This is a genomic window from Phenylobacterium sp., assembly GCF_030645195.1.
Taxonomy (GTDB): domain Bacteria; phylum Pseudomonadota; class Alphaproteobacteria; order Caulobacterales; family Caulobacteraceae; genus Phenylobacterium.
Genome location: NZ_JAUSLW010000151.1, coordinates 1 through 18513, shown reverse-complemented (window position 1 = coordinate 18513; position 18513 = coordinate 1). Strand labels below are relative to the sequence as shown.

General features: G+C 69.5%; 18 protein-coding genes. 10 read left to right on the top strand and 8 right to left on the bottom strand.

Annotation, left to right across the window (positions count from 1 at the left end):
* The 6 genes from Q7T09_RS12630 to Q7T09_RS12605 all read left to right on the top strand — a co-directional run.
* On the top strand, nucleotides 1-838 hold an 838-nt coding region (locus Q7T09_RS12630; RefSeq protein ID WP_304700113.1), incomplete at its 5' end, for a rod shape-determining protein.
* A gap of 59 nt (nucleotides 839-897) precedes the next feature.
* Nucleotides 898-2022, top strand: coding sequence for a rod shape-determining protein MreC (mreC, locus tag Q7T09_RS12625; RefSeq protein ID WP_304700111.1), 1125 nt, complete (start codon nucleotides 898-900; stop codon nucleotides 2020-2022).
* Nucleotides 2019-2534: a hypothetical protein gene (locus Q7T09_RS12620; protein ID WP_304700109.1), complete on the top strand. Its 516-nt coding sequence runs from the start codon at nucleotides 2019-2021 to the stop codon at nucleotides 2532-2534. The genes mreC and Q7T09_RS12620 overlap by 4 nt, the downstream gene beginning before the upstream one ends.
* 12 nt (nucleotides 2535-2546) lie before the next feature.
* Nucleotides 2547-4535: a penicillin-binding protein 2 gene (gene mrdA, locus Q7T09_RS12615; RefSeq protein WP_304700106.1), complete on the top strand. Its 1989-nt coding sequence runs from the start codon at nucleotides 2547-2549 to the stop codon at nucleotides 4533-4535.
* Nucleotides 4532-5689 (top strand): rod shape-determining protein RodA, encoded by a 1158-nt coding sequence (rodA, locus tag Q7T09_RS12610; protein WP_304700104.1) that lies wholly within the window; start codon nucleotides 4532-4534, stop codon nucleotides 5687-5689. The genes mrdA and rodA overlap by 4 nt, the downstream gene beginning before the upstream one ends.
* 160 nt (nucleotides 5690-5849) lie before the next feature.
* A complete protein-coding gene (locus Q7T09_RS12605; RefSeq protein ID WP_304700102.1) occupies nucleotides 5850-6368 on the top strand; it encodes a TlpA disulfide reductase family protein in 519 nt (172 codons plus the stop codon).
* A 1-nt stretch (nucleotide 6369) separates the two neighbouring features.
* Here Q7T09_RS12605 and pip read toward each other — a convergent pair whose 3' ends face one another.
* Both pip and Q7T09_RS12595 read right to left on the bottom strand, forming a co-directional pair.
* Nucleotides 6370-7362: a prolyl aminopeptidase gene (gene pip / locus Q7T09_RS12600; protein ID WP_304700101.1), complete on the bottom strand. Its 993-nt coding sequence runs from the start codon at nucleotides 7360-7362 to the stop codon at nucleotides 6370-6372.
* Between the two features lie 10 nt (nucleotides 7363-7372).
* On the bottom strand, nucleotides 7373-8383 hold the full coding sequence (locus tag Q7T09_RS12595; protein ID WP_304700099.1) for an alpha/beta fold hydrolase: 1011 nt from the start codon (nucleotides 8381-8383) through the stop codon (nucleotides 7373-7375).
* Nucleotides 8384-8484: 101 nt separating this feature from the next.
* On the opposite strand from Q7T09_RS12595, the gene Q7T09_RS12590 reads away from it, so the two are divergent.
* Nucleotides 8485-9702: a multidrug effflux MFS transporter gene (locus Q7T09_RS12590; protein WP_304700098.1), complete on the top strand. Its 1218-nt coding sequence runs from the start codon at nucleotides 8485-8487 to the stop codon at nucleotides 9700-9702.
* Here Q7T09_RS12590 and Q7T09_RS12585 read toward each other — a convergent pair.
* The 3 genes from Q7T09_RS12585 to Q7T09_RS12575 are packed head-to-tail and all read right to left on the bottom strand — an operon-like array spanning nucleotide 9699 to nucleotide 12769.
* On the bottom strand, nucleotides 9699-10049 hold the full coding sequence (locus Q7T09_RS12585; RefSeq protein WP_304700097.1) for a DUF423 domain-containing protein: 351 nt from the start codon (nucleotides 10047-10049) through the stop codon (nucleotides 9699-9701). The two genes, Q7T09_RS12590 and Q7T09_RS12585, sit on opposite strands and share 4 nt — an antisense overlap.
* A gap of 4 nt (nucleotides 10050-10053) precedes the next feature.
* Complete coding sequence (locus Q7T09_RS12580; protein WP_304700095.1) at nucleotides 10054-11484, bottom strand: amidase; 1431 nt, start codon at nucleotides 11482-11484, stop codon at nucleotides 10054-10056.
* Nucleotides 11485-11488: 4 nt separating this feature from the next.
* Nucleotides 11489-12769 (bottom strand): aminotransferase class III-fold pyridoxal phosphate-dependent enzyme, encoded by a 1281-nt coding sequence (locus tag Q7T09_RS12575; RefSeq protein WP_304700093.1) that lies wholly within the window; start codon nucleotides 12767-12769, stop codon nucleotides 11489-11491.
* A gap of 80 nt (nucleotides 12770-12849) precedes the next feature.
* Here Q7T09_RS12575 and Q7T09_RS12570 point away from each other — a divergent pair, with 80 nt between their 5' ends.
* Complete coding sequence (locus Q7T09_RS12570) at nucleotides 12850-13848, top strand: DUF1176 domain-containing protein (protein ID WP_304700091.1); 999 nt, start codon at nucleotides 12850-12852, stop codon at nucleotides 13846-13848.
* A 7-nt stretch (nucleotides 13849-13855) separates the two neighbouring features.
* On the opposite strand, the gene Q7T09_RS12565 is transcribed toward Q7T09_RS12570, so the two are convergent.
* On the bottom strand, nucleotides 13856-14479 hold the full coding sequence (locus tag Q7T09_RS12565; protein ID WP_304700090.1) for an exopolysaccharide biosynthesis protein: 624 nt from the start codon (nucleotides 14477-14479) through the stop codon (nucleotides 13856-13858).
* Between the two features lie 116 nt (nucleotides 14480-14595).
* Here Q7T09_RS12565 and Q7T09_RS12560 point away from each other — a divergent pair, with 116 nt between their 5' ends.
* Complete coding sequence (locus tag Q7T09_RS12560; RefSeq protein WP_304700089.1) at nucleotides 14596-15756, top strand: MFS transporter; 1161 nt, start codon at nucleotides 14596-14598, stop codon at nucleotides 15754-15756.
* Here the strand turns inward: Q7T09_RS12560 and Q7T09_RS12555 are convergent.
* Nucleotides 15722-16354 (bottom strand): hypothetical protein, encoded by a 633-nt coding sequence (locus Q7T09_RS12555; protein ID WP_304700087.1) that lies wholly within the window; start codon nucleotides 16352-16354, stop codon nucleotides 15722-15724. The genes Q7T09_RS12560 and Q7T09_RS12555 overlap by 35 nt on opposite strands.
* Before the next feature lie 318 nt (nucleotides 16355-16672).
* On the opposite strand from Q7T09_RS12555, the gene Q7T09_RS12550 reads away from it, so the two are divergent.
* Nucleotides 16673-17674 carry a PhoH family protein gene (locus Q7T09_RS12550; RefSeq protein WP_304700086.1) on the top strand — a complete coding sequence of 334 codons (1002 nt, stop codon included), beginning with the start codon at nucleotides 16673-16675 and terminating at the stop codon, nucleotides 17672-17674.
* A gap of 7 nt (nucleotides 17675-17681) precedes the next feature.
* Here the strand turns inward: Q7T09_RS12550 and cysC are convergent.
* Nucleotides 17682-18513, bottom strand: an 832-nt coding sequence (gene cysC, locus Q7T09_RS12545) for an adenylyl-sulfate kinase (protein ID WP_304700085.1), incomplete at its 5' end; no start/stop codon positions are given.

The following is an 18513-nucleotide window of genomic DNA, read 5'->3' as shown; positions in this document are numbered from 1 at the left end:
GGCCATCCGCCCCATGCGCGACGGGGTCATCGCCGACTTCGAAGTCGCCGAGGAGATGATCAAGTACTTCATCCGCAAGGTTCACAACCGCAAGGGCTTCGTGAACCCCAAGGTCATCGTCTGCGTGCCGTCCGGCGCCACGGCGGTGGAGCGCCGCGCCATCAACGATAGCTGCCTCAACGCCGGCGGCCGCCGCGTGGGCCTGATCGACGAGCCCATGGCCGCGGCCATCGGCGCGGGCCTGCCGATCCACGAGCCCACCGGCTCGATGGTGGTGGACATCGGCGGCGGCACCACCGAGGTGGCGGTCCTGTCGCTCTCGGGCATCGTCTATTCGCGCTCGGTCCGCGTCGGCGGCGACAAGATGGACGAGGCGATCATCAGCTACATGCGTCGCAATCATAACCTGCTGATCGGCGAGACCACCGCAGAGCGCATCAAGAAGGAGATAGGCACCGCCCGGGCTCCGGCCGACGGCGAGGGCCTGTCCATCGAGGTCAAGGGCCGCGACCTGATGCAGGGCGTTCCGCGCGAAGTGCGCATCAGCGAGAAGCAGGCCTCCGACTCCCTCGCCGAGCCGGTGGGCCAGATCGTCGAGGCGGTGAAGATGGCCCTGGAGGCCACGCCGCCGGAACTGGCCTCCGACATCGCCGACAAGGGCATCATGCTCACCGGCGGCGGGGCGCTGCTGCGGGGCCTGGACGCCGAGATCCGCGATCACACCGGCTTGCCGGTGACGGTGGCCGACGATCCGCTGTCCTGCGTCGCGCTTGGGTGCGGCAAGGTGCTCGAACATCCCAAGTGGATGAAGGGCGTGCTCGAATCGACGCTGGCGTAAAACTTGCACATCGGCGTGGGGGAGCGAGGCGTCTCGATCTCCTGAAGACGGGCGGCTAGGTGGCTTTTCGAGAAAGTCCGTTTGGCGAACTGAAGGTGCCGTTGGCGTGGACCGCCGCGGTGGCCCTGATCGTGGCCGTCGTCGTGGCCGTCGCCCTGCTGCTCTCCGACCGGCGCGAGACCTTCCAATCCGAGGCCTATGGCGTCACGCGCCAGGTGGGTGACGCGGTCGCCGCCCCGGTCAGCGGAGCGCTCGCCGCGCCCGGCCGCTGGACGGGCCTGGGAATGGAGAACCTGCGCGACTACCTGTTCGCGGTCTCCGAGAACCGCCGCCTCAAGGCCGAGCTGAAGGAAGCCCGCCAGTGGCGCGATGTCGCCATCGCCCTGCGCGACACCAATGACCGCTACAAATCCCTGCTGGGCCTGAAGACCGAGCCGCCGATCCCGATGGTCGCCGCCCGCACGGTGAGCGACAGCCGCGGCCCCTTCGCCAACACCCGCCTGGCCAATGCCGGGGTGGAGAAGAACATCCAGCCGGGTAACCCGGTGATGAGCGAGAGCGGCCTGGTGGGCCGTGTCATCGGCGTGACCCGGGGCGCCAGCCGCATCCTGCTGCTCACCGACATCGCCTCGCGCACCCCGGTGATGATCGACCGCACCAATGCGCGCGCCATCCTGACCGGCGACGGCGGACCCAATCCCAAGCTCGACTACCTGCGGGGCAAGGACCCGGTGAAGCAGGGCGACCGGGTGCTGACCTCCGGCGACGGCGGCGTGCTGCCGCGCGGCCTGCCGGTGGGCGTGGCGGTCAAGGGGTTGGACGGCCGCTGGCGGGTGATCCTGGCCTCGGACGCCGCCCCCATCGACTTCGTCCGCATCCTGCTGTTCCAGGACTTCTCCCAGCTGGCCAAGGCCCAGCAGGAGGAGCTCGACAAGATGCCGGTCCCGCCGCCGGCCTCGCCGGTGGCCAGCCTCGTGACGCCTGGCGCGCCGGCGGCCAAGCCCCCCACCACCATCACGGCGACGGTGACGTCCCCGGCCAAACCCCCGGCGGCCAAGCCCGTCGCCGCCAAGCCGGCGACGCCGAAGCCCGCCGTCAAGCCCGCCGCGCCCAAGCCGGCGCCCGCCACGCCGCCAGCCACCGCGCCACCGCCCCAGGCCGCCGCGCCGGAGGTTCCGTTTTGAGCCTTTCGGCCGCCCGTCCTCTGGATCCGTGGCGCTGGCTAGGCTTTCCGATGCTCCAGTGCCTGGGCTGGACCCTGCTGTTCGGCATCCCGCTGCGGGTCTTCAGCCTGCAGCTGCCTGAGCCGGTCTTCTGCATGGTCCCGGCCTTCGCCTGGGCGGTGATCCGGCCCTCGATCATCGCGCCCTTCGGGGTCCTGCTGATGGGGCTGATCCTGGACATCTTCTGGGGCTCGCCCATCGGGCTCTGGGCCCTGTCGCTGCTGACCGCCTATGGGGTCGTCCTGCTCTGCCGCAACTGGATGGTGGGCCAGAGCCGGCCGATGATGTGGGCCTGGTTCGCCGCGGCCTGCGGCATCGCCAGCCTGGCGGGCTTCCTGTTCACCCGCCTGGACGCGCGGGCCTCCCCCAGCCTGATCGCGGTGTTCTGGCAATTCCTCGCCACAATCCTGCTCTACCCCTTCGCCCACCGGCTGATCGACAGGTTCGAGGACGCCGATGTGCGGTTCCGTTAGGATGTCGGGCGCATGAGCGAACCGTCCATCTTCTTCACCGAGGTCAATGAGCGGCAGGGGGTGTTCCACCGCCGGGCCTTCCTCATGGGCGGGCTCTCGGGCCTGGGCCTGCTGGCCCTGACCGGCCGTCTGGCCCACCTCCAGCTCGTGGAGGCCCAGCGCTACGAGAAGATGTCGGCCTCCAACCAGTTCAATTTCCGGCTGGTGCCGCCGCCGCGCGGCCTGATCGTCGACCGCAATGGCGTGGTCCTGGCCTCCAATCGGCCCAACTTCCGGCTGCTGGTCTCCAAGGACGGCAAGCTCGATCCCGCCGACACCCTCAAGACCCTGGCCAATTTCGTGCCCCTGGACGCCGAGCGCCAGACTCGCCTGACCAAGGACCTGATCCGGGCGCCCAAGCGCTCGCCGGTCTCGGTGATGGAGGACATGAGCTGGGAGCAGTTCTCGGCGATCAATGTCCGCGCCCCCGAACTGCCCGGCGTCACCGCCGACATGGGCGAGGTGCGGGTCTATCCGCACGGCGGGGCCTTCGCCCACGTCATCGGCTACGTGGCCAAGGTCAACAAGGAGGACCTGGCGCCCACCGGCCCGAACTCCGAGGCTATCATGCTGCACCCGGGCTTCCGGATCGGGCGCCAGGGGGTGGAGAAGGCCTTCGACCTGCCGCTGCGCGGCCGACCCGGCGCCCAGAAGGTCGAAGTCGACGCCAACGGCCGCGAGGTCCGCCAGGACTCCGGCGGCGACATCCCGGCCACCCCGGGCAAGGAGATCCAGCTCTCCCTGGACGCCGACATCCAGACCCGCGCGCTGGAGGTCATGGGCGACGAGAGCGGGGCGGTGGTCATGCTCGATTGCCGGACCGGGGACGTGCTGTGCATGGCCTCGGCGCCCAGCTTCGACGCCAACCGCTTCGTGCGCGGCATGACCGGGAGCGAATACCGGGCGCTGGCCAATTACGAGCGCAAGCCCCTGCTGGACAAGGCCATGTCGGGCCTCTACCCGCCGGGCTCGACCTTCAAGCCCACCGTGGCGCTTGCCGCCCTGGAGGCCGGTATCGATCCGGAGCAGCGGGTCAACTGCACGGGCGGCTGGTACTATGGCGGCCGCACCTGGCGCTGTTGGAAGCATGGGGGGCACGGCTCCCAGAACATGCACGACGCCATCAAGAACTCCTGCGACGTCTATTTCTATCAGACGGCCCTGCGGGTCGGCCCCGACCCCATCGCCCGCGCAGCCCACGCGCTCGGCTTCGGCCAGGTCTTCGACCTGGGCATTCCAGGCCAGAAGAAGGGGGTCGTCGGCTCGCGGGAGTGGAAACGCAAGGCCGTCAAGCGCGAGCCGGTCTGGCAGCCGGGGGACTCCGTCAGCTACGGCATCGGCCAGGGCTACATCAACGTCAACGCCCTGCAACTCGCGGTGATGACCGCGCGCCTGGCCAATGGCCGCAAGGCGCTCAACCCACGCCTGGTGCGCTCGATCGGGGGCAAGGAGATGCCCAGCGGGGCGGCCGTGCCCGACCTGCCGTTCAAGCAGGAACACATCGACTATGTGCGCGGCGGCATGATCGCCGTGGCCAACGACGTCAGCGGCACGGCCTACCGCCAGAGCCAGCTGGGCCTGGGGGACGTGATGATGGCCGGCAAGACCGGCACAGCCCAGGTCCGCAGCTACGACAATGTCGCCGACCGCAACAGCGCCAGCGTCCAGTGGAAGCTCAAGGACCACAACCTCTTCGTCGCCTTCGCCCCCTATGACGCGCCGCGCTACGCGCTGTCGGTCATCGTCGAGCACGGCGGGCTGGGCGGCGCCACGGCCGGCGCCCCGCGGGCCCGCGAGGTGATGCGCGTGGCGCTGCTGAAGGATCCGGAGATCCGCGCCCGCATCGAGAAGCCCCTGCCCATGCCGGAGCTCACCCCCGACGGTCTGGCCGAGGGCGCCGCGCCCGAGGCGCCCGTCGCCGGCGCGCCGCCGAACCTCCCGCCGCCCGGAGGCCACATATGACCGTCAGCGCCCTGACCCGTCCCGGCGAGCGCGACCGTCTGGTCGTCAAGTTCAGCGAAATCGACTGGCTGTTCTCCTTCGCCCTGTGCCTGATCGCCGGCGCCGGGGCCCTGATGATGTTCTCCATCGCCGGCTCCTCCTGGGAGCCCTGGGCGGGCGCGCACCTGCTGCGCTTCGGCATCCTGTTCGTGGTCATGGTCGTCCTGGCCATGGTCGATCTGCGGGTCTGGTTCGCGCTCGCCTATCCGCTCTACGGCCTAGGGCTTGTCCTGCTGGTCCTGGTGGAGGCGATCGGCGACGTGCGGATGGGCGCCCAACGCTGGCTGGATCTCGGACCCCTGGGCAGCTTCCAGCCGTCGGAGGTGATGAAGCTGGGGATCGTGTTGGCCCTGGCGCGCTTCTACCACTCGATCTCGGCCGACGACGCCCGCTTCTCCTGGTGGCTGCTGATCCCGATCCTGATGATCGGGGCGCCCGTCCTGCTGGTCGCTCACCAGCCGGACCTCGGCACCGCCATGCTGATCCTCATGACCGGCGTGGCGGTGGTGGTGCTGGCGGGCCTGGACTGGCGGGTGATCGCCACCGGACTCGGGGCGGCGGCGGTGGCCGTCCCGCCGATGGTGATGTTCGTGCTGCACGACTACCAGCGCAAACGCATCTTCACCTTCCTGGACCCGGAGAGCGACCCGTCGGGGTCCGGCTACCACATCCTGCAGTCCAAGATCGCCCTGGGCTCCGGCGGCTTCCTGGGCAAGGGCTACGGCCTGGGCTCCCAGAGCCAGCTCAACTTCCTGCCCGAGAAGCAGACCGACTTCATCTTCGCGACCCTCGCCGAGGAGTTCGGCTTCGTGGGCTGCTTCTCCGTGCTCTTCCTCTACGCGGTGGTGATCTTCATGGCCCTGCGCACAGCCTCGCTCGCCCACTCGCACTTCGGACGGCTGTCGGCGGCCGGGGTCACGGCGACCTTCTCGCTCTATGTGATGATCAATGGCGGCATGGTGATGGGCCTGGCCCCAGTGGTGGGCGTGCCCATGCCCATGCTCTCCTACGGGGGCACCGTCATGGCCACGGTGATGATCGGCTTTGGCCTGGTCCAGGCCGTCCGCGTCCACCGCTACTCCGAAGTCACCAGCGGCAAGGGCAGTTTCCTCTAGGGCGCCCCTGGTGGGCTTGGCCTACGGCGACAGCAGCTCGGGGCGGCAGGCCAGCGCCCGGCGTCTGATCGACATCCTGATGGACGGACTGCGGCCGCCATCCAGAGCGCCCGGTTGACAACAACCGTGGCGCGCAACAGCTTGGCCTTGGGGGACAGACATGTTGCGAAGCCTGACCGGCGCCCTGGGCGCCTTGATCCTGATCCTGATCGCCGGCCCCGCGGCCGCCCGGGCCAAGGTCGGCCAGGTCGCGCCGGCCTTCACGGTGACCACCTTCGCCGGCGAGAAGATCGCCCTGGAGGACCTGAAGGGGCAGGTGATCGTCCTCAACTATTGGGCGACCTGGTGCGGGCCCTGCCGCCGCGAGCTGCCGATCCTCAATGCCTATTATCGCCGCCACTCGGCCCGCGGCCTGAAGATCCTGGCCATCACCACCGAGGGCTCGGTCCCACCGGCCAAGCTCAAGCCCCTGGAAGGCCTGCTCAGCTTTCCCCTGATTTCGAGGATGTCGGGCCGCGGCTACGGCACGGTGGGGGGCGCCGTGCCCACCAACTACGTGATCGATCGGGCCGGGGTGGTGCGCTACGCCAAGGCCGACGCCTTCAGCGAAGCCGAGCTGGACGCCCTGTTGGGGCCGCTGCTGGCCGCGCCGGCGCCCGCGGCCGCGGCCGCCAACTAGGTCAGACCGAAAACGCCTGGTCTGTCGCCCGCACCAAGCCGTCGACGATGCCGGGCTCGGTGGAGGCGTGGCCGGCGTCCCAGACCACCTCGAAGCGGGCCTCGGGCCAGGCGGTCTTCAGGTTCCAGGCGCTCTCCATCGGGGTGACCACGTCGAAGCGGCCCTGGACGATCCAGCCGGGGATGCCGCGGATCTTGCCGATGTTCTTCAGGATCCAGCCGTCCTCATTGAAGAAGCCGCGATTGGCGAAGAAATGGCACTCGATGCGAGCGAAGGCGATGGCGAAGTCGATCTCGTTGAACTTCGAGGGCCGGGCCTCCGGACCGCGGATGGAGATGGTGTCGCCCTCCCACTGGCTCCAGGCCGCGGCGGCCTCGGCCTGGACGCGGCGGTCCTTGTGGGTCAGGCGGCGGTGATAGGCGCTGACCAGGTCGCCGCGCTCGGCCTCGGGGATCGGGGCCAGGAACTTCTGCCAGGCGTCGGGGAACAGGAAGGACGCGCCGTCCTGGTAGAACCAGCGCAGCTCCCTCTGGGTCAGCAGGAAGACCCCGCGCAACACCAGGGCCTCGACCCGCTGCGGATGGGTGATGGCGTAGGCGAGCGCCAGGGTCGAGCCCCAGGAGCCGCCGAACACCGTCCACTTCTCGACGCCCAGGTGGATGCGCAGCCGCTCGATGTCGTCGATCAGCGACCAGGTGGTGTTGTCCTCCAGGCTGGCGTTGGGGCGCGACTTGCCGCAGCCGCGCTGGTCGAACAGCACCATGTTCCACTTCGCGGGGTTGAAGAACCGCCGCATCGTCGGGTTGATGGCCCCGCCCGGACCGCCGTGCAGGATGACGCAGGGCTTGCCCTCGGGGTTGCCGCAGGCCTCGTAGAAGATCTCGTGCTCCCCGCCGGTGGGCAGCCAGCCATAGGTATAGGGCTCGCTCTCCGGGAAGAGACCTCGGCGGTTGGCGGAGGAGGAGAGGGCGGGCGGCGGGGTGTTGCGTTCCATCGCCCCCAATCTAGCGCGGGAAGCGGCGGTCCATCCAGCCGAGGATGAGGTCATTGACCTCTTTAGGCTTTTCTTGCTGCGTCCAGTGGCCGGAATCCTTCACCAGGGCCTTCTCCAGGTCGCCGATATAGGCCTCCATCCCCTCGGCCATGGCGGGCGAAAGCACCACGTCCTTCTCGGCCATGATCATCAGGCAGGGAATGTTGTCGACGCGGGTCGGCAGGTCGGCCGAGCGTTCCCAGTTGCGGGTGAAGTTGCGGTACCAGTTGATCCCGCCGGTGAAGTCCGTGGCCTCGAAACTCTCCACGAAGGCCGCCAGCTCGTCGGGGGTCAGCAACTGGTTGGCGGTGTCGGACTTGTCCCAGGCGTCCAGCAGGTCACCGAAGGCGAAGGTGGACTGGCCCTCGGCGGCCGGGGTCGACATGTCCAGGCCCGCGCCGGCCTCGGCCTCGCCCAGGGCGGCTGGCCTGCGCATGAAGAAGCGCATGGTCTTGTCGACGTCGGCGCCCAGCACGGCGTCGGCCACGCCCGGCTTCTGGAACCAGACGATGTACATGTCCTCGCCGAAGGCCATGCGCATCGCCGCGATGGGGTCGAAGGGGCCCCGCGGCATGAAGGGGGTGTTGAGCCCGATGATCCCGGCGCAGCGGTCGGGATGCATCAGCGGCATCTGCCAGGTGACGATGCCGCCCCAGTCATGACCGCAGAAGATGGCCTTCTCCACGCCGAGGTGGTCCAGCAGGCCGACGAGGTCGCCGGTCAGGTGCTCCAGGTCGTAGTCGGTGACGGCCTCGGGACGCGAGGTGAGGCCGTAGCCGCGCTGGTCCGGGGCGATGGCCCAACGGCCGGCGGCCTCGCAGGCGCGGAGCTGGTGGCGCCAGGAGAAGGCCAGCTCCGGGAATCCGTGGCAGAAGACGATCGGCACGCCCTGGCCCCGCGGCCCCACCTCGTAATAGGCCATGTCGACGCCGTTGAGGTTGGCGTGCTGCACGGGTGGCATCTGGCGGGCGAGGGCGGACATGGCGGCGTTTCCTTGAGCGTTTCGCCCATCATGCGGGCCTTCCTTCCGCGTAAGGCAAGCCTTGCGGTTCTCAGCTGGCCGAACCGGGTTAGAACGGGCCGATGACCGACCCCCGCCGCCAGGCCGAAGGCAAGACCCCCTGGGGGATGGTGATCCTGCTGGGCGCGCTGACGGCCTTCGCGCCGATGTCGACCGATATGTATCTGTCGAGCTTGCCCGCCATCGGGCTCGATCTGCACGCAACGCCGGCCCAGACCCAGGGGACGCTCGCGGCCTTCTTCGCCGGCATGGCGGTCGGCCAGTTCGTCTACGGCCCGGCCTCGGATCGCTATGGGCGCAGGCCGCCTATCCTCGCCGGGGTGTCGATCTACATCCTGGCCTCCATCGTTTGCGCCCTGGCCTCCTCGCCGGAGATGCTGATCGGGGCGAGGTTCGTCCAGGCGTTCGGCGGCTGCGCGGGCGGCGTGGTGGCGCGCGCCATGGTCCGCGACCGCTTCGACCACACTGAGACGGCGCGGATGCTGTCGCTGATGACCCTCATCATGGGGCTGGCGCCGATCCTGGCGCCGATGCTGGGGGCGGCCCTGCTGGTGGCGGGGGGCTGGCGGTTGAACTTCTGGTTCATGACGGCGTTCGGCCTGGTGGTGGGCGCCGCCGCGCTCTGGAGGGTGAGAGAATCACGCTCGGCCGAAACCCTGGCCCAGGCCCAGTCCGAAAGTCCCTTCGGCGCCTATCTGGCCCTGATCCGGCAGCCGCGCCTGGTGGGATATGCGGTGGCGGGGGCGCTCAATGGGGCGACCCTGTTCACCTATATCTCCAGCGCGCCGGGCCTATTGATGGGAACCTACGGCGTCTCGGTGGCCCAGTTCCCGTTCATCTTCGGCCTCAACGCCGTCGGGATCATCGCGTCGAGCCAGATCAACCGCTACCTGCTGCGGCGATGGACCCCCGACGAGGTTCTGGGCCGTGCGAGCCTGGCTTCGGTGGCCGCGGCGGCCCTGCTTGCGGTGGCGGCGGTGAGCGGGTTCGGCGGTCCCTGGACCGTGCTGCCCCTGCTCTTCGTCCTCCTGAGCGTCTACGGCTTCATGCAGGGCAACGCCATGGCCGGCGCCCTCAGTGTCGACATCCGCCGGGCGGGTTCGGTCTCCGCCCTGATGGGCGGCGCCTCCTTCGGGGTAGGCGCGCTGGCCTCGGGCCTCACCGGCGTCCTCCATGACGGCACGCCGAGGCCCATGGTCCTGACCATGCTCGTGGCCCTCACCGGCTCGGCCCTGGCGCTGAGGCTGCTGGCCCTGCCGAAGCGGGGCGATGAGGCCTAGCTTCGTACCGCAGGCCGGCTCCAGGCCAGCGCCGCCCAGCCGGCCATGAAGGCCAGGCCGCCGAGGGGTGTGATCGCCCCGAACCAGCGCGGCGCGCCCAAGCCCATGGCCCATAGAGAGCCTGAGAACAGCACCAGGCCCGCCAGGAACAGGGGCGGGGCGAGGGCCGCGCCACGACCGCGCCTCTGCGCGGCGGCGAACAGCGCCAGCATATGGACAAAGCCGTAGAGCGCGCCGGTCCGAAGCCATTCCTGGGCCTTGGGGTCGGTGATCCCGTGGGCGGCGAAGGCGCCGAAGCCCACGCAGAGGAAGCCGCCGATGGCGGCCAGTCGAAACCAAGCACTCATGGATCTATCCCCAGAGCCGCGGACGGCGACCCTTCCAGGGGACTTCCTTCTCAAGTTGCGCGGCCAGGCGGAAGAGGGTGGCTTCGTCGGCGTAGCGGGAACTGAACATCATGCCGATGGGCAGACCGCTCGCTGACATCTCCAGGGGCAGGGAGATCGAGGGCTGGCCGGAGAAGTTCATCGGCGGGGTGAAGGGGAAGGCCGCGCCCTGGCGGCGGTTCACCTCCTTGGGCTCCAGATTGACCGGGTCGATGAAGCCGATCTCCGGAACCGGGGTTCCCATCACCGGGCAGAGATAGACGTCGATGTCCTCGAAGGCCGCCAGGGTTTTGCGATTGAGCATCCGCAGTTCCTGCAGGGCGCGGAAGGCGTCGGCGCCGGTCACCTTGCGGCCGCCCTTCAGCGAGGCCCAGGTGAGGGGCTCCAGTTCGTGGGGTTCGGGCTCGCGGCCGATCTCGTCGATCAGCCGGGCCATGCCGGCGGCGAAGTTGGCGCCGCTGACCGGTCCGCGGGCGGCGTAGAGGGCGCGATAGTCGATGCCGAGTCCGCGCGGGAAGACGTCGTGTCCCAGGGCCTTGAGCCGCGCGGCGGTCCGTTCGAGGGCCGCCTGGATCTCCGGATCGATGGGCCGGCCCGAGGCGGTCTCCGAGGACCAGGCGATCCGCAGCCGGCCGGGGTGGGTCTCCACCTCCTCCATGTAGGGGCGGGTCTTGGGCGGGGCGGGGTAGGGGGCGCCGGGCTCGGGCCGGCCGGTGGCGTCCAGCATGGCCGCGGAGTCGCGCACGGTGCGGGTCACCACATGGTCCACCACGAGGCCGGCGGCATAGTCGAAGCCGTCGGGCAGGTTCGGATTGCGGTCGCGGGTGACCTTCAGGCCCACCAGGCCGCAGCAGGCCGCGGGGATGCGGATCGACCCCAGGCCGTCGCTGGCGTGGGCCATGGGCACCATGCCGGCCGCCACCGCCGAGGCCGAGCCGCCGGAGGAGCCGCCGGAGATGTGGTGAGGGTTCCAGGGATTGCGGCAGGGCCCCAGCAGGGCCGACTCCGTCGTCCCGGTGATGCCGTATTCCGGCGTGTTGGTCTTGCCGAGCGGGATGACGCCCGTCTCCCGATACCGGCGGGTCAGGCCGCCGTCCTCGGCGTCGACGATATCGGCGGCGAACCGGCTGCCCGAGGTCCGGGGCCACCCCGCCACGGGCATGGCCAGGTCCTTGATCAGGAAGGGCACGCCCTTGAAGGGGCCGTCGGGCAAGGGGCCCTCGGCCCGGGCGCGGGCCTCGTCATAGGCGGTGTGGACCACCGCGTTGAGCGAACCATTGTGCCGCTCGATCCGCTCGATGGCGGCGTCCACCAGGTCAAGGGGGCTGACCTCGCCCTTGGCCACCAGGGCGGCCAGACCCAGGCCGTCGAAGTCGGAATACTCGGGAAACGGCATGGTCCTACCTTTGGCCTGCGGGCATGAGGAAGCTCATCTTGGCGACGGGTTCGAGGCTGGGCGCCTGGCGCTTGAGCACCGCGAAGGCCCCCTCGGCGGCGTCCAGGGCCGCGTCGATATCGGCCTGCGTCATCGCCGCGCACATGAACATGTTGTGCCAGGGGTGGACGTAGACCCCGCGGTTCAGCATCTCGCTGGACCAGCAGAAGCCCTTGCGCAGGTCCGGGTCGTCGTCGAACAGGAAGAGCGGCATCTGCACCGGCCCCGAGACCCGGAAGCCGAAGCCCGCCGCTTGGGCCCGCGCCCGCAGGCCGTCGGCCAGCCGGTCGCCCAGGGTCTGGAGCCGCTCGAGATAGTCGGTGTCGCGCACCAGGCGCAGGGTCTCCAGGGCCGCGGCCATGGGGGCGGCCTGGAACCAGAAGGAGCCGGTGACATAGATCTGGGTCGCGGCCTTCCGGGCCTTGTCGGCGCCCAGCATCATCGAGATCGGGTGGCCATTGGCCAGGCACTTGCCCCAGGTCGACAGGTCCGGCGCCACCCCGATCCGCGACCAGGAGAGGTCGCGGGACAACCGCAGGCCCGCCCGCACCTCATCGACGATCAGCAGGGCGCCGGTGCGGTCGCAGATCTCGCGGGCCTTGCGGGCGTAGGCCAGGTCCGGCTCGGCCTGATCGATGAAGGCGTCATGCTTGAAGGGGGCGGCGAAGATCGCCGCCAGGTCATCGCCGGCCCTGGCGGCGGCGGCCTCCAGGCTCGCCACGTCGTTGTAGTCGCAGAAGATCTGGTGGGCCTGGTCGCTCTCGATGGTGCCGGCGGGGCGGTTGACGCACCAGGTGGCCGCGCCGTGATAGGCGCCCTTGGCCCGGATGATGGTCTTGCGCCGGGTGTGCTGGCGGGCGGTGGAGAGCGCCATGGAGGTGGCGTCCGTGCCGTTCTTGCAGAAGATGGCCCAGTCGGCGTGGCTCACCAGGGCGACCATCTCCTCGGCCAGGCGGACCATCAGTTCGGTGGGGCCGGTCAGGGTGTCGCCCAGGCCGAGCTGGCGGACATAGGCCGCGTCGATCTCCGGATTGGCGTAGCCGAACAGGTTGGGCCCATAGGCGCACATGAAGTCGAGATAGCGATTGCCATCGACATCCCAGAGGTGGGCGCCTTCGCCGCGGGCGAAGAACTGCGGATAGTCGTCGGGCAGCAGGCCCACCGCCTGGTGGCCGTACATGCCGCCGGGGATCACCGCGGCGGCGCGCTCGCGCAGGGCGCGGTCTCGGCTGTTGGGTCGGCTCATGGGTGTCCCTCAGTTCGCCAATTGCCATGGCTTGATCAGACCTTACGCTCCGCGCGGTGGTCGGCAACCGGGAGCGGACGATGAAGTCGATGATCGCGGCCCTGCTGGGCGTCTTGGTGGCGACGACGGCCCAGGCGGCGAGCAGGAGCTTCCAGGACTGGACGGTCGTCTGCGACAACACCCGCAACTGCACGGCCTATGGTTTCTCGGCGGAGGACTCGGAGGAACAGCCCTTCCTGCGGGTTGACCGGCCGGCCGCGGCGGCGGCGGCCAGGATCAAGCTGGTCATGGTGGGAGAGAACGGGCCTGGCGCGGTTTGGGCGGTTCGGGTGGATGGCAAGCCCGTCCCCGGGCTCGCCCCACGGGCCAAGGGTAACGCCGAGGTCGTGCTGACGGCGCCGCAGGGTCGCGCCCTGCTGGCGGCCATCCGCAACGGGTCGCGCCTGAGCCTGGCGCCGGGGCGGGGCGACGTCCTGCTGAGCGGCAGCGCCGCGGCCCTGCGCTGGATGGACGACCAGCAGCGGCGGGCCGGCACCGTCACCGCCCTGGTGGCCGCAGGCCCCAAGCCCGCCTCCGCCGTGCCGCCCCCGCCGCCGATTCCCCTGGTCCGGCGGGGTCCAGTGGTGTCCCAGGAGGGCCTGCCCGAAAAGCTCCCGCCCGGCATGCGCGCCCTGCTGGGAGAGGACTGCGACGAGACCCTCGACGAGGAGGACTACGCCCCGATCATCGCGCGGCTGTCCCCCGGCGTGGTGCTGTTCGGAGAGCTCTGCTACCGCGGCGCCTATAACGAGATCTACGGCTTCCTGCTGGCCGACGAGCAGGGCGGCCACGCCCGCCGCGCCCAGATCCCCAACCTGGACGGCTCGACGACCCACCTGCTGATGAATGTCGACTTCGACCCCGAGACCCAGACCCTGAGCAATTTCGAGAAGGGACGGGGGATCGCCGACTGTGGCGGAGCCTATTCCTGGATCTGGGACGGACGGGTCTTCCGCGTCTCCGAACAGGTGGAGATGCCGGCGTGCCGGGGCCTGCCGGCGGAGGAATGGCCGGTGCTGTTCCGCTCCCGCCGGAAGTAGGTCCGGCTCAGAACATCCCGAGCAGGGTGGCGAAGAAGGCCACGACGGCGGCGATGATCGCCTTGGACAGCACCCCCAGCACGATGATGCTCACCGCGGCCATCACCCAGCCGATGATCGCCGCATAGCCGTCCCGTTCGGCGGCGCCGATGGCGAAGGCGGCGATGGCGAAGGAGGGCAGCATGTTGCCGAAGGGGATCGGCAGGAAGACGACGATGGACAGCGAGAAGCAGATCGCCCCCATCAGCCGGTCGCCGAAGCGGTTGTACATGAAGGTCAATCGGGGCTTCAGCCGCCGCTCGATCTTCTCCAGATGCGGAGTCAGCTTCGCGCAGAGGCCGCGGAAGTCGCTCATGCTCATGGTCCGCGCCAGCAGGGCCTTGGGCAGCCAAAGGGTCCGGCGGCCGAGCATCCATTGGGCGGTGATGAAGGCCAGCGGCGCGCCGAGGATGGCCGAGACGCCGGGGGGCATGGGCAGGATCAGGGGGGCGGCGAAGACGAAGATCAAGGCCCCGAAGGCGCGGTCGCCGAAGGTCTCCAGGATGTCGGCCACCGACACCTTGCGCGACTTGCCCTGGCCGATCAGTTCGAGCAGTTCGGAGACGCTGGCGGCGCGGAGTTTGTCGGTCATCGTCCCCTGCGGCTACACGCTTGCGGGTCGCGGCGGAAGGGCCGACGCGATCACTTCGCGCTACCAATTACGCCATGACGAAATCGGCGCCCGACTCGCGCTAGGCGTGGTCGACCATGTCATCGACGGTGCGCCTTGGTCTGTTCTACGGAACCCTGTTCCTGGGGTCGGGCGCGGCCTCGCCCTATATCCCGGTCTGGTTCGACCACCGGGGCCTGAGCGGGGCGCAGATCGGGATCATCCTCTCCGCTCCGATGCTGGCGCGGGTGGTGACCGCGCCCTTGCTGGCGATGTGGGCCGACAGTTTCTCCCTGCGCCGCACGCCCCTGATCCTCATGGGTCTGGCCCTGGCCCTGTCCTACGGTCTGCTGGCGGCGCCCTTCGGCTTCACCTGGTGGTTTGGCCTCTGGTTCATCGGCTCGACCCTCTATGCGACGATCGTGCCCCTGACCGACGTCATCGTCCTGGCCCGGTCGCAAGCCGATGGCTTCAACTATGGCTGGCCGCGGGGCATCGGCTCGGCCGCCTTCGTGGTCGCCAATATCGGCATGGGCCTGCTGCTGGCCCGGGGCTCGCCAGAGCTGGTCCTGGTCTGGATCACCGCGGCCGCCCTGATGACCGGCGTCGGCGTCCAGTACCTGCTGCCGCCCGACCCTGTGCGGGAGGGGGGAGGGGTCGCGGCCCTGTCGGAGCGGATGGCCGGACTGGGCGACCTGTTCCGCGACAAGGACTTCATGCTCGTCGTGGTCTCGGCGGGCCTGATCCAGTCGGCCCATGCTTTCTACTATTCCTTCTCCACCCTGGCCTGGCGCAACCAGGGGATTCCGGAGGACATGACCGGCGTCCTGTGGGCCGTGGGCGTCGGGGTCGAGGTGGCCTTCCTGTGGTTCATGGAGCCCTGGCGGCGGCGGTTCGGGGCGCGCAACCTGCTGGTCCTGGGCGGGGTGGCCGCGGTGGTCCGCTGGGGGGCGCTGGCGATGTCGCCGCCGCTCTGGCTCGTCTTCCCAATCCAGGCGCTGCACACCCTGACCTATGCGGCCACCTTCATGGGATCGCTGCAACTGGTGGACCGCCTGTCGCGGCCCGCCAACGCCTCGGCGGCCCAGACCATCAATTCGGCCCTGTCGGGCGGGGTGCTGAGCGGGGTGGCCACCATCGTCTCGGGCGCGCTCTTCGACAGCATCGGGGCCAAGGGCTATTTCGTCATGGCCGCCATGTCCCTGGCCGGCCTGGCCGGGGCGGTCAGGCTCTACGGCGTTCGGCGACTGGACGACTGAGGGCGTCGGCCATGGCGCGGACGCTGGCGCGCACCGCCTGATCGATCTCGGCGAGGCAGCTGCTGGCCCGCTCGGCGAACTCGCGGGCCTGGGGCACGTGCAGGAAGCCCACCGACGGCGCCGCGGCCTCCGCCAGCAGGCGGTAGAGGGTGAAGTTGCAGAGATAGTCGCCGGCGTCGTCGGACAGGCGCGCGGCGAGGTTGGAGCCGATCAGGGCGCCCAGCATCTCGTCGGTCGGAGCCGTGGAGGCCAGGGCGCCCGGCCCGTCGGACCGGATCACCGAGCCCTCCCAAGTCGCGCCCGCATGGTCGGGCTTGGCGCGGGCGGCGCGGTTGCGGCCCACCGTCTCCACCCGGAAGGCGTCGGACTCGGTGGCGCCCCCCACCACCAGCACCGCGTCGGCGGGCCGCTGCGCCAGGGCGGCCTGGATCGCCTCCACCGATCCCGTCCAGGCCACCGACAGGCTGAGATAGTCCATCTCGACTCCCTGGGGCGACCAGGCCTCCTGCGCCAGGGCCTCGACGGCGGCGGCGGCGGGGTTGCGCGGGGCGGCCGGGAAGGATCCGAAGCCGCAGACCAGCAGGCGGGGATGAGTCATGTAGGCGACCCTGGCCCGACGATGTGGCGGCGGGATGGCGGGGTGGGGGCCGACGGAGGTCGGCGGCGCCGGCGCGCCGGCGAGCATTTCGGAAAGATCGTCCCGCAGTTCTGGGGGGCGATGTGGTGGGCCGCATCATCAAGATGGCTCAGCGAGGTATACTCGAAATGAGGCGTCGCTCTGATTGAGAATTGCATCCTGTAGATGGTATTCGAGAGCATTATGATCTTAATTCGAGGTGGTTGCTTAAGTGAATCTTGAGTCTTCGTGGCGAATGTTGGTGACGTTGATCTGTCACGCCGTCGTCCGGAGGAATCCTTGGAGCCCCACCACGACCCGACCCAGGCGACCGCGTCCAAGGTCGTCGCCCTGGCGCCGCAGCTGGTGGAGCGCCTGATTTCGGGGCAGGGGGCCGCGCTGCGGCGCATCGAGCAGGGCCTTCGCCCCTATCATGTGCAGTTCTCACCCCGACCCGACGCCCTGGCCCTGGCCGGCGACGAGATCGCCGTGACCCTTGCCGCGGCGATCCTGGAAAAGATCGCCGAGCTGCTGCGCACCGAGGGAAGCCACGAGGGCCTGGTGGAGGAGGCGATCGCCGCCGCGATCGGCCACGCCCTGAAGTTCGACCTGGCCTACCGACTCAAGGGGATCAGCCAGGCTGTCCGGCCGATGTCGCTCAGCCAGGTGGGGTTCATGAACACCCTGCTGTTTTCCGATCGCTCCCTGATCTTCGGGGTCGGGCCCACCGGCACCGGCAAGACCCACCTGGCCATAGCCGCGGGCCTGAGCCTGCTGGCCGAGGGGCGGATCAAGCACCTGGTGATGACCCGGCCTCGGGTGATGCTGGAGGGCGAGACCATGACCGCCGTCCTGCGGGCGGAGACCGCCTATGACGAACAGCTCACCCCCATCGAGGACGAACTGCGCCAGCTCATCGGCCACGACGAGATTCGCCAGCTCACCGAGCGCGGGATGATCGAGGTCATGCCGTTGGGGCGGATGCGGGGGCGGACCTTCAACGACAGCATGCTGCTGGTGGATGAGGCCCAGAACATGACGGTGGGTAAGATGCGGATGGCCGCCACCCGCATCGGCCGCAACGGGCGGCTGGTGGTGACCGGCGATCCTGCCCAGGTGGATCTGGTGGGCGGTGACGAGGTGTCGGGCCTGACCCACCTGCTGAAGCTGGTGGCGGAGACCGACCTGGCGGCCGTGCACCGCTTCGAGACCTACCAGATCATCCGCAACCCGGTGGTGGCCCGGTTGGAGGCCCTCTATTCCCAGGCCGGCGGCGCCGCGGAGATGCGGGCCGCCGCCTGACGCCGAGCTAGATCGAGTAGTCCAGTTCGCCCTCGAGCCATGCGGTGATCATCTCGGCCGCCTCGGTGGGGGAGGTCTTGGTGGTGTCGATGCGGATCTCGGGGGCCTCGGGTTCCTCATAGGGGCTGTCGATGCCGGTGAAGTTCTTCAGCTCCCCGGCGCGGGCCTTCTTGTAGAGGCCCTTGACGTCGCGGGCCTCGGCGACGGCCAGTGGGGTGTCGATGAAGACCTCGACGAAGTCGCCCTTGGCCTGGAGGTCGCGGGCCAGGCGGCGCTCGGCCCGGAAGGGGGAGATGAAGCTCACCAGGACGATGAGGCCAGCGTCCACCATCAGCTTGGCCACCTCGGCGACGCGGCGGATGTTCTCCACCCGGTCCTCATCGGTGAAGCCCAGGTCCTTGTTGAGGCCATGGCGGACATTGTCGCCGTCCAGCAGGTAGGTGTGGCGACCGTTGGCGTGCAGCTTCTTCTCCACCAGGTTGGCGATGGTGGACTTGCCCGAGCCGGAGAGACCGGTGAGCCATACCACCCGGCCGCGCTGGCCCTTGAGGGCGGCGCGGGCGGCCTTGTCGACGTCGAGGGCCTGCCAGTGGACGTTCTGGCTGCGGCGCAGGGCGAAATGGATCATGCCGGCGGCGACGGTGCGGTTGGAGATCCGGTCGATGAGGATGAAGCCGCCGAGGTCGCGGTTGTCCTTGTAGGGGTCGAAGGCGATGGCGGCGTCGAGGCTGAGATTGCAGACCCCGATCTCGTTGAGCTCCAGCCGCTTGGCGGCCAGGTGCTCCATGGTGTTGACGTTGACCTTGTACTTGGGCTCGGTGATCGAGGCGCCGACCGTA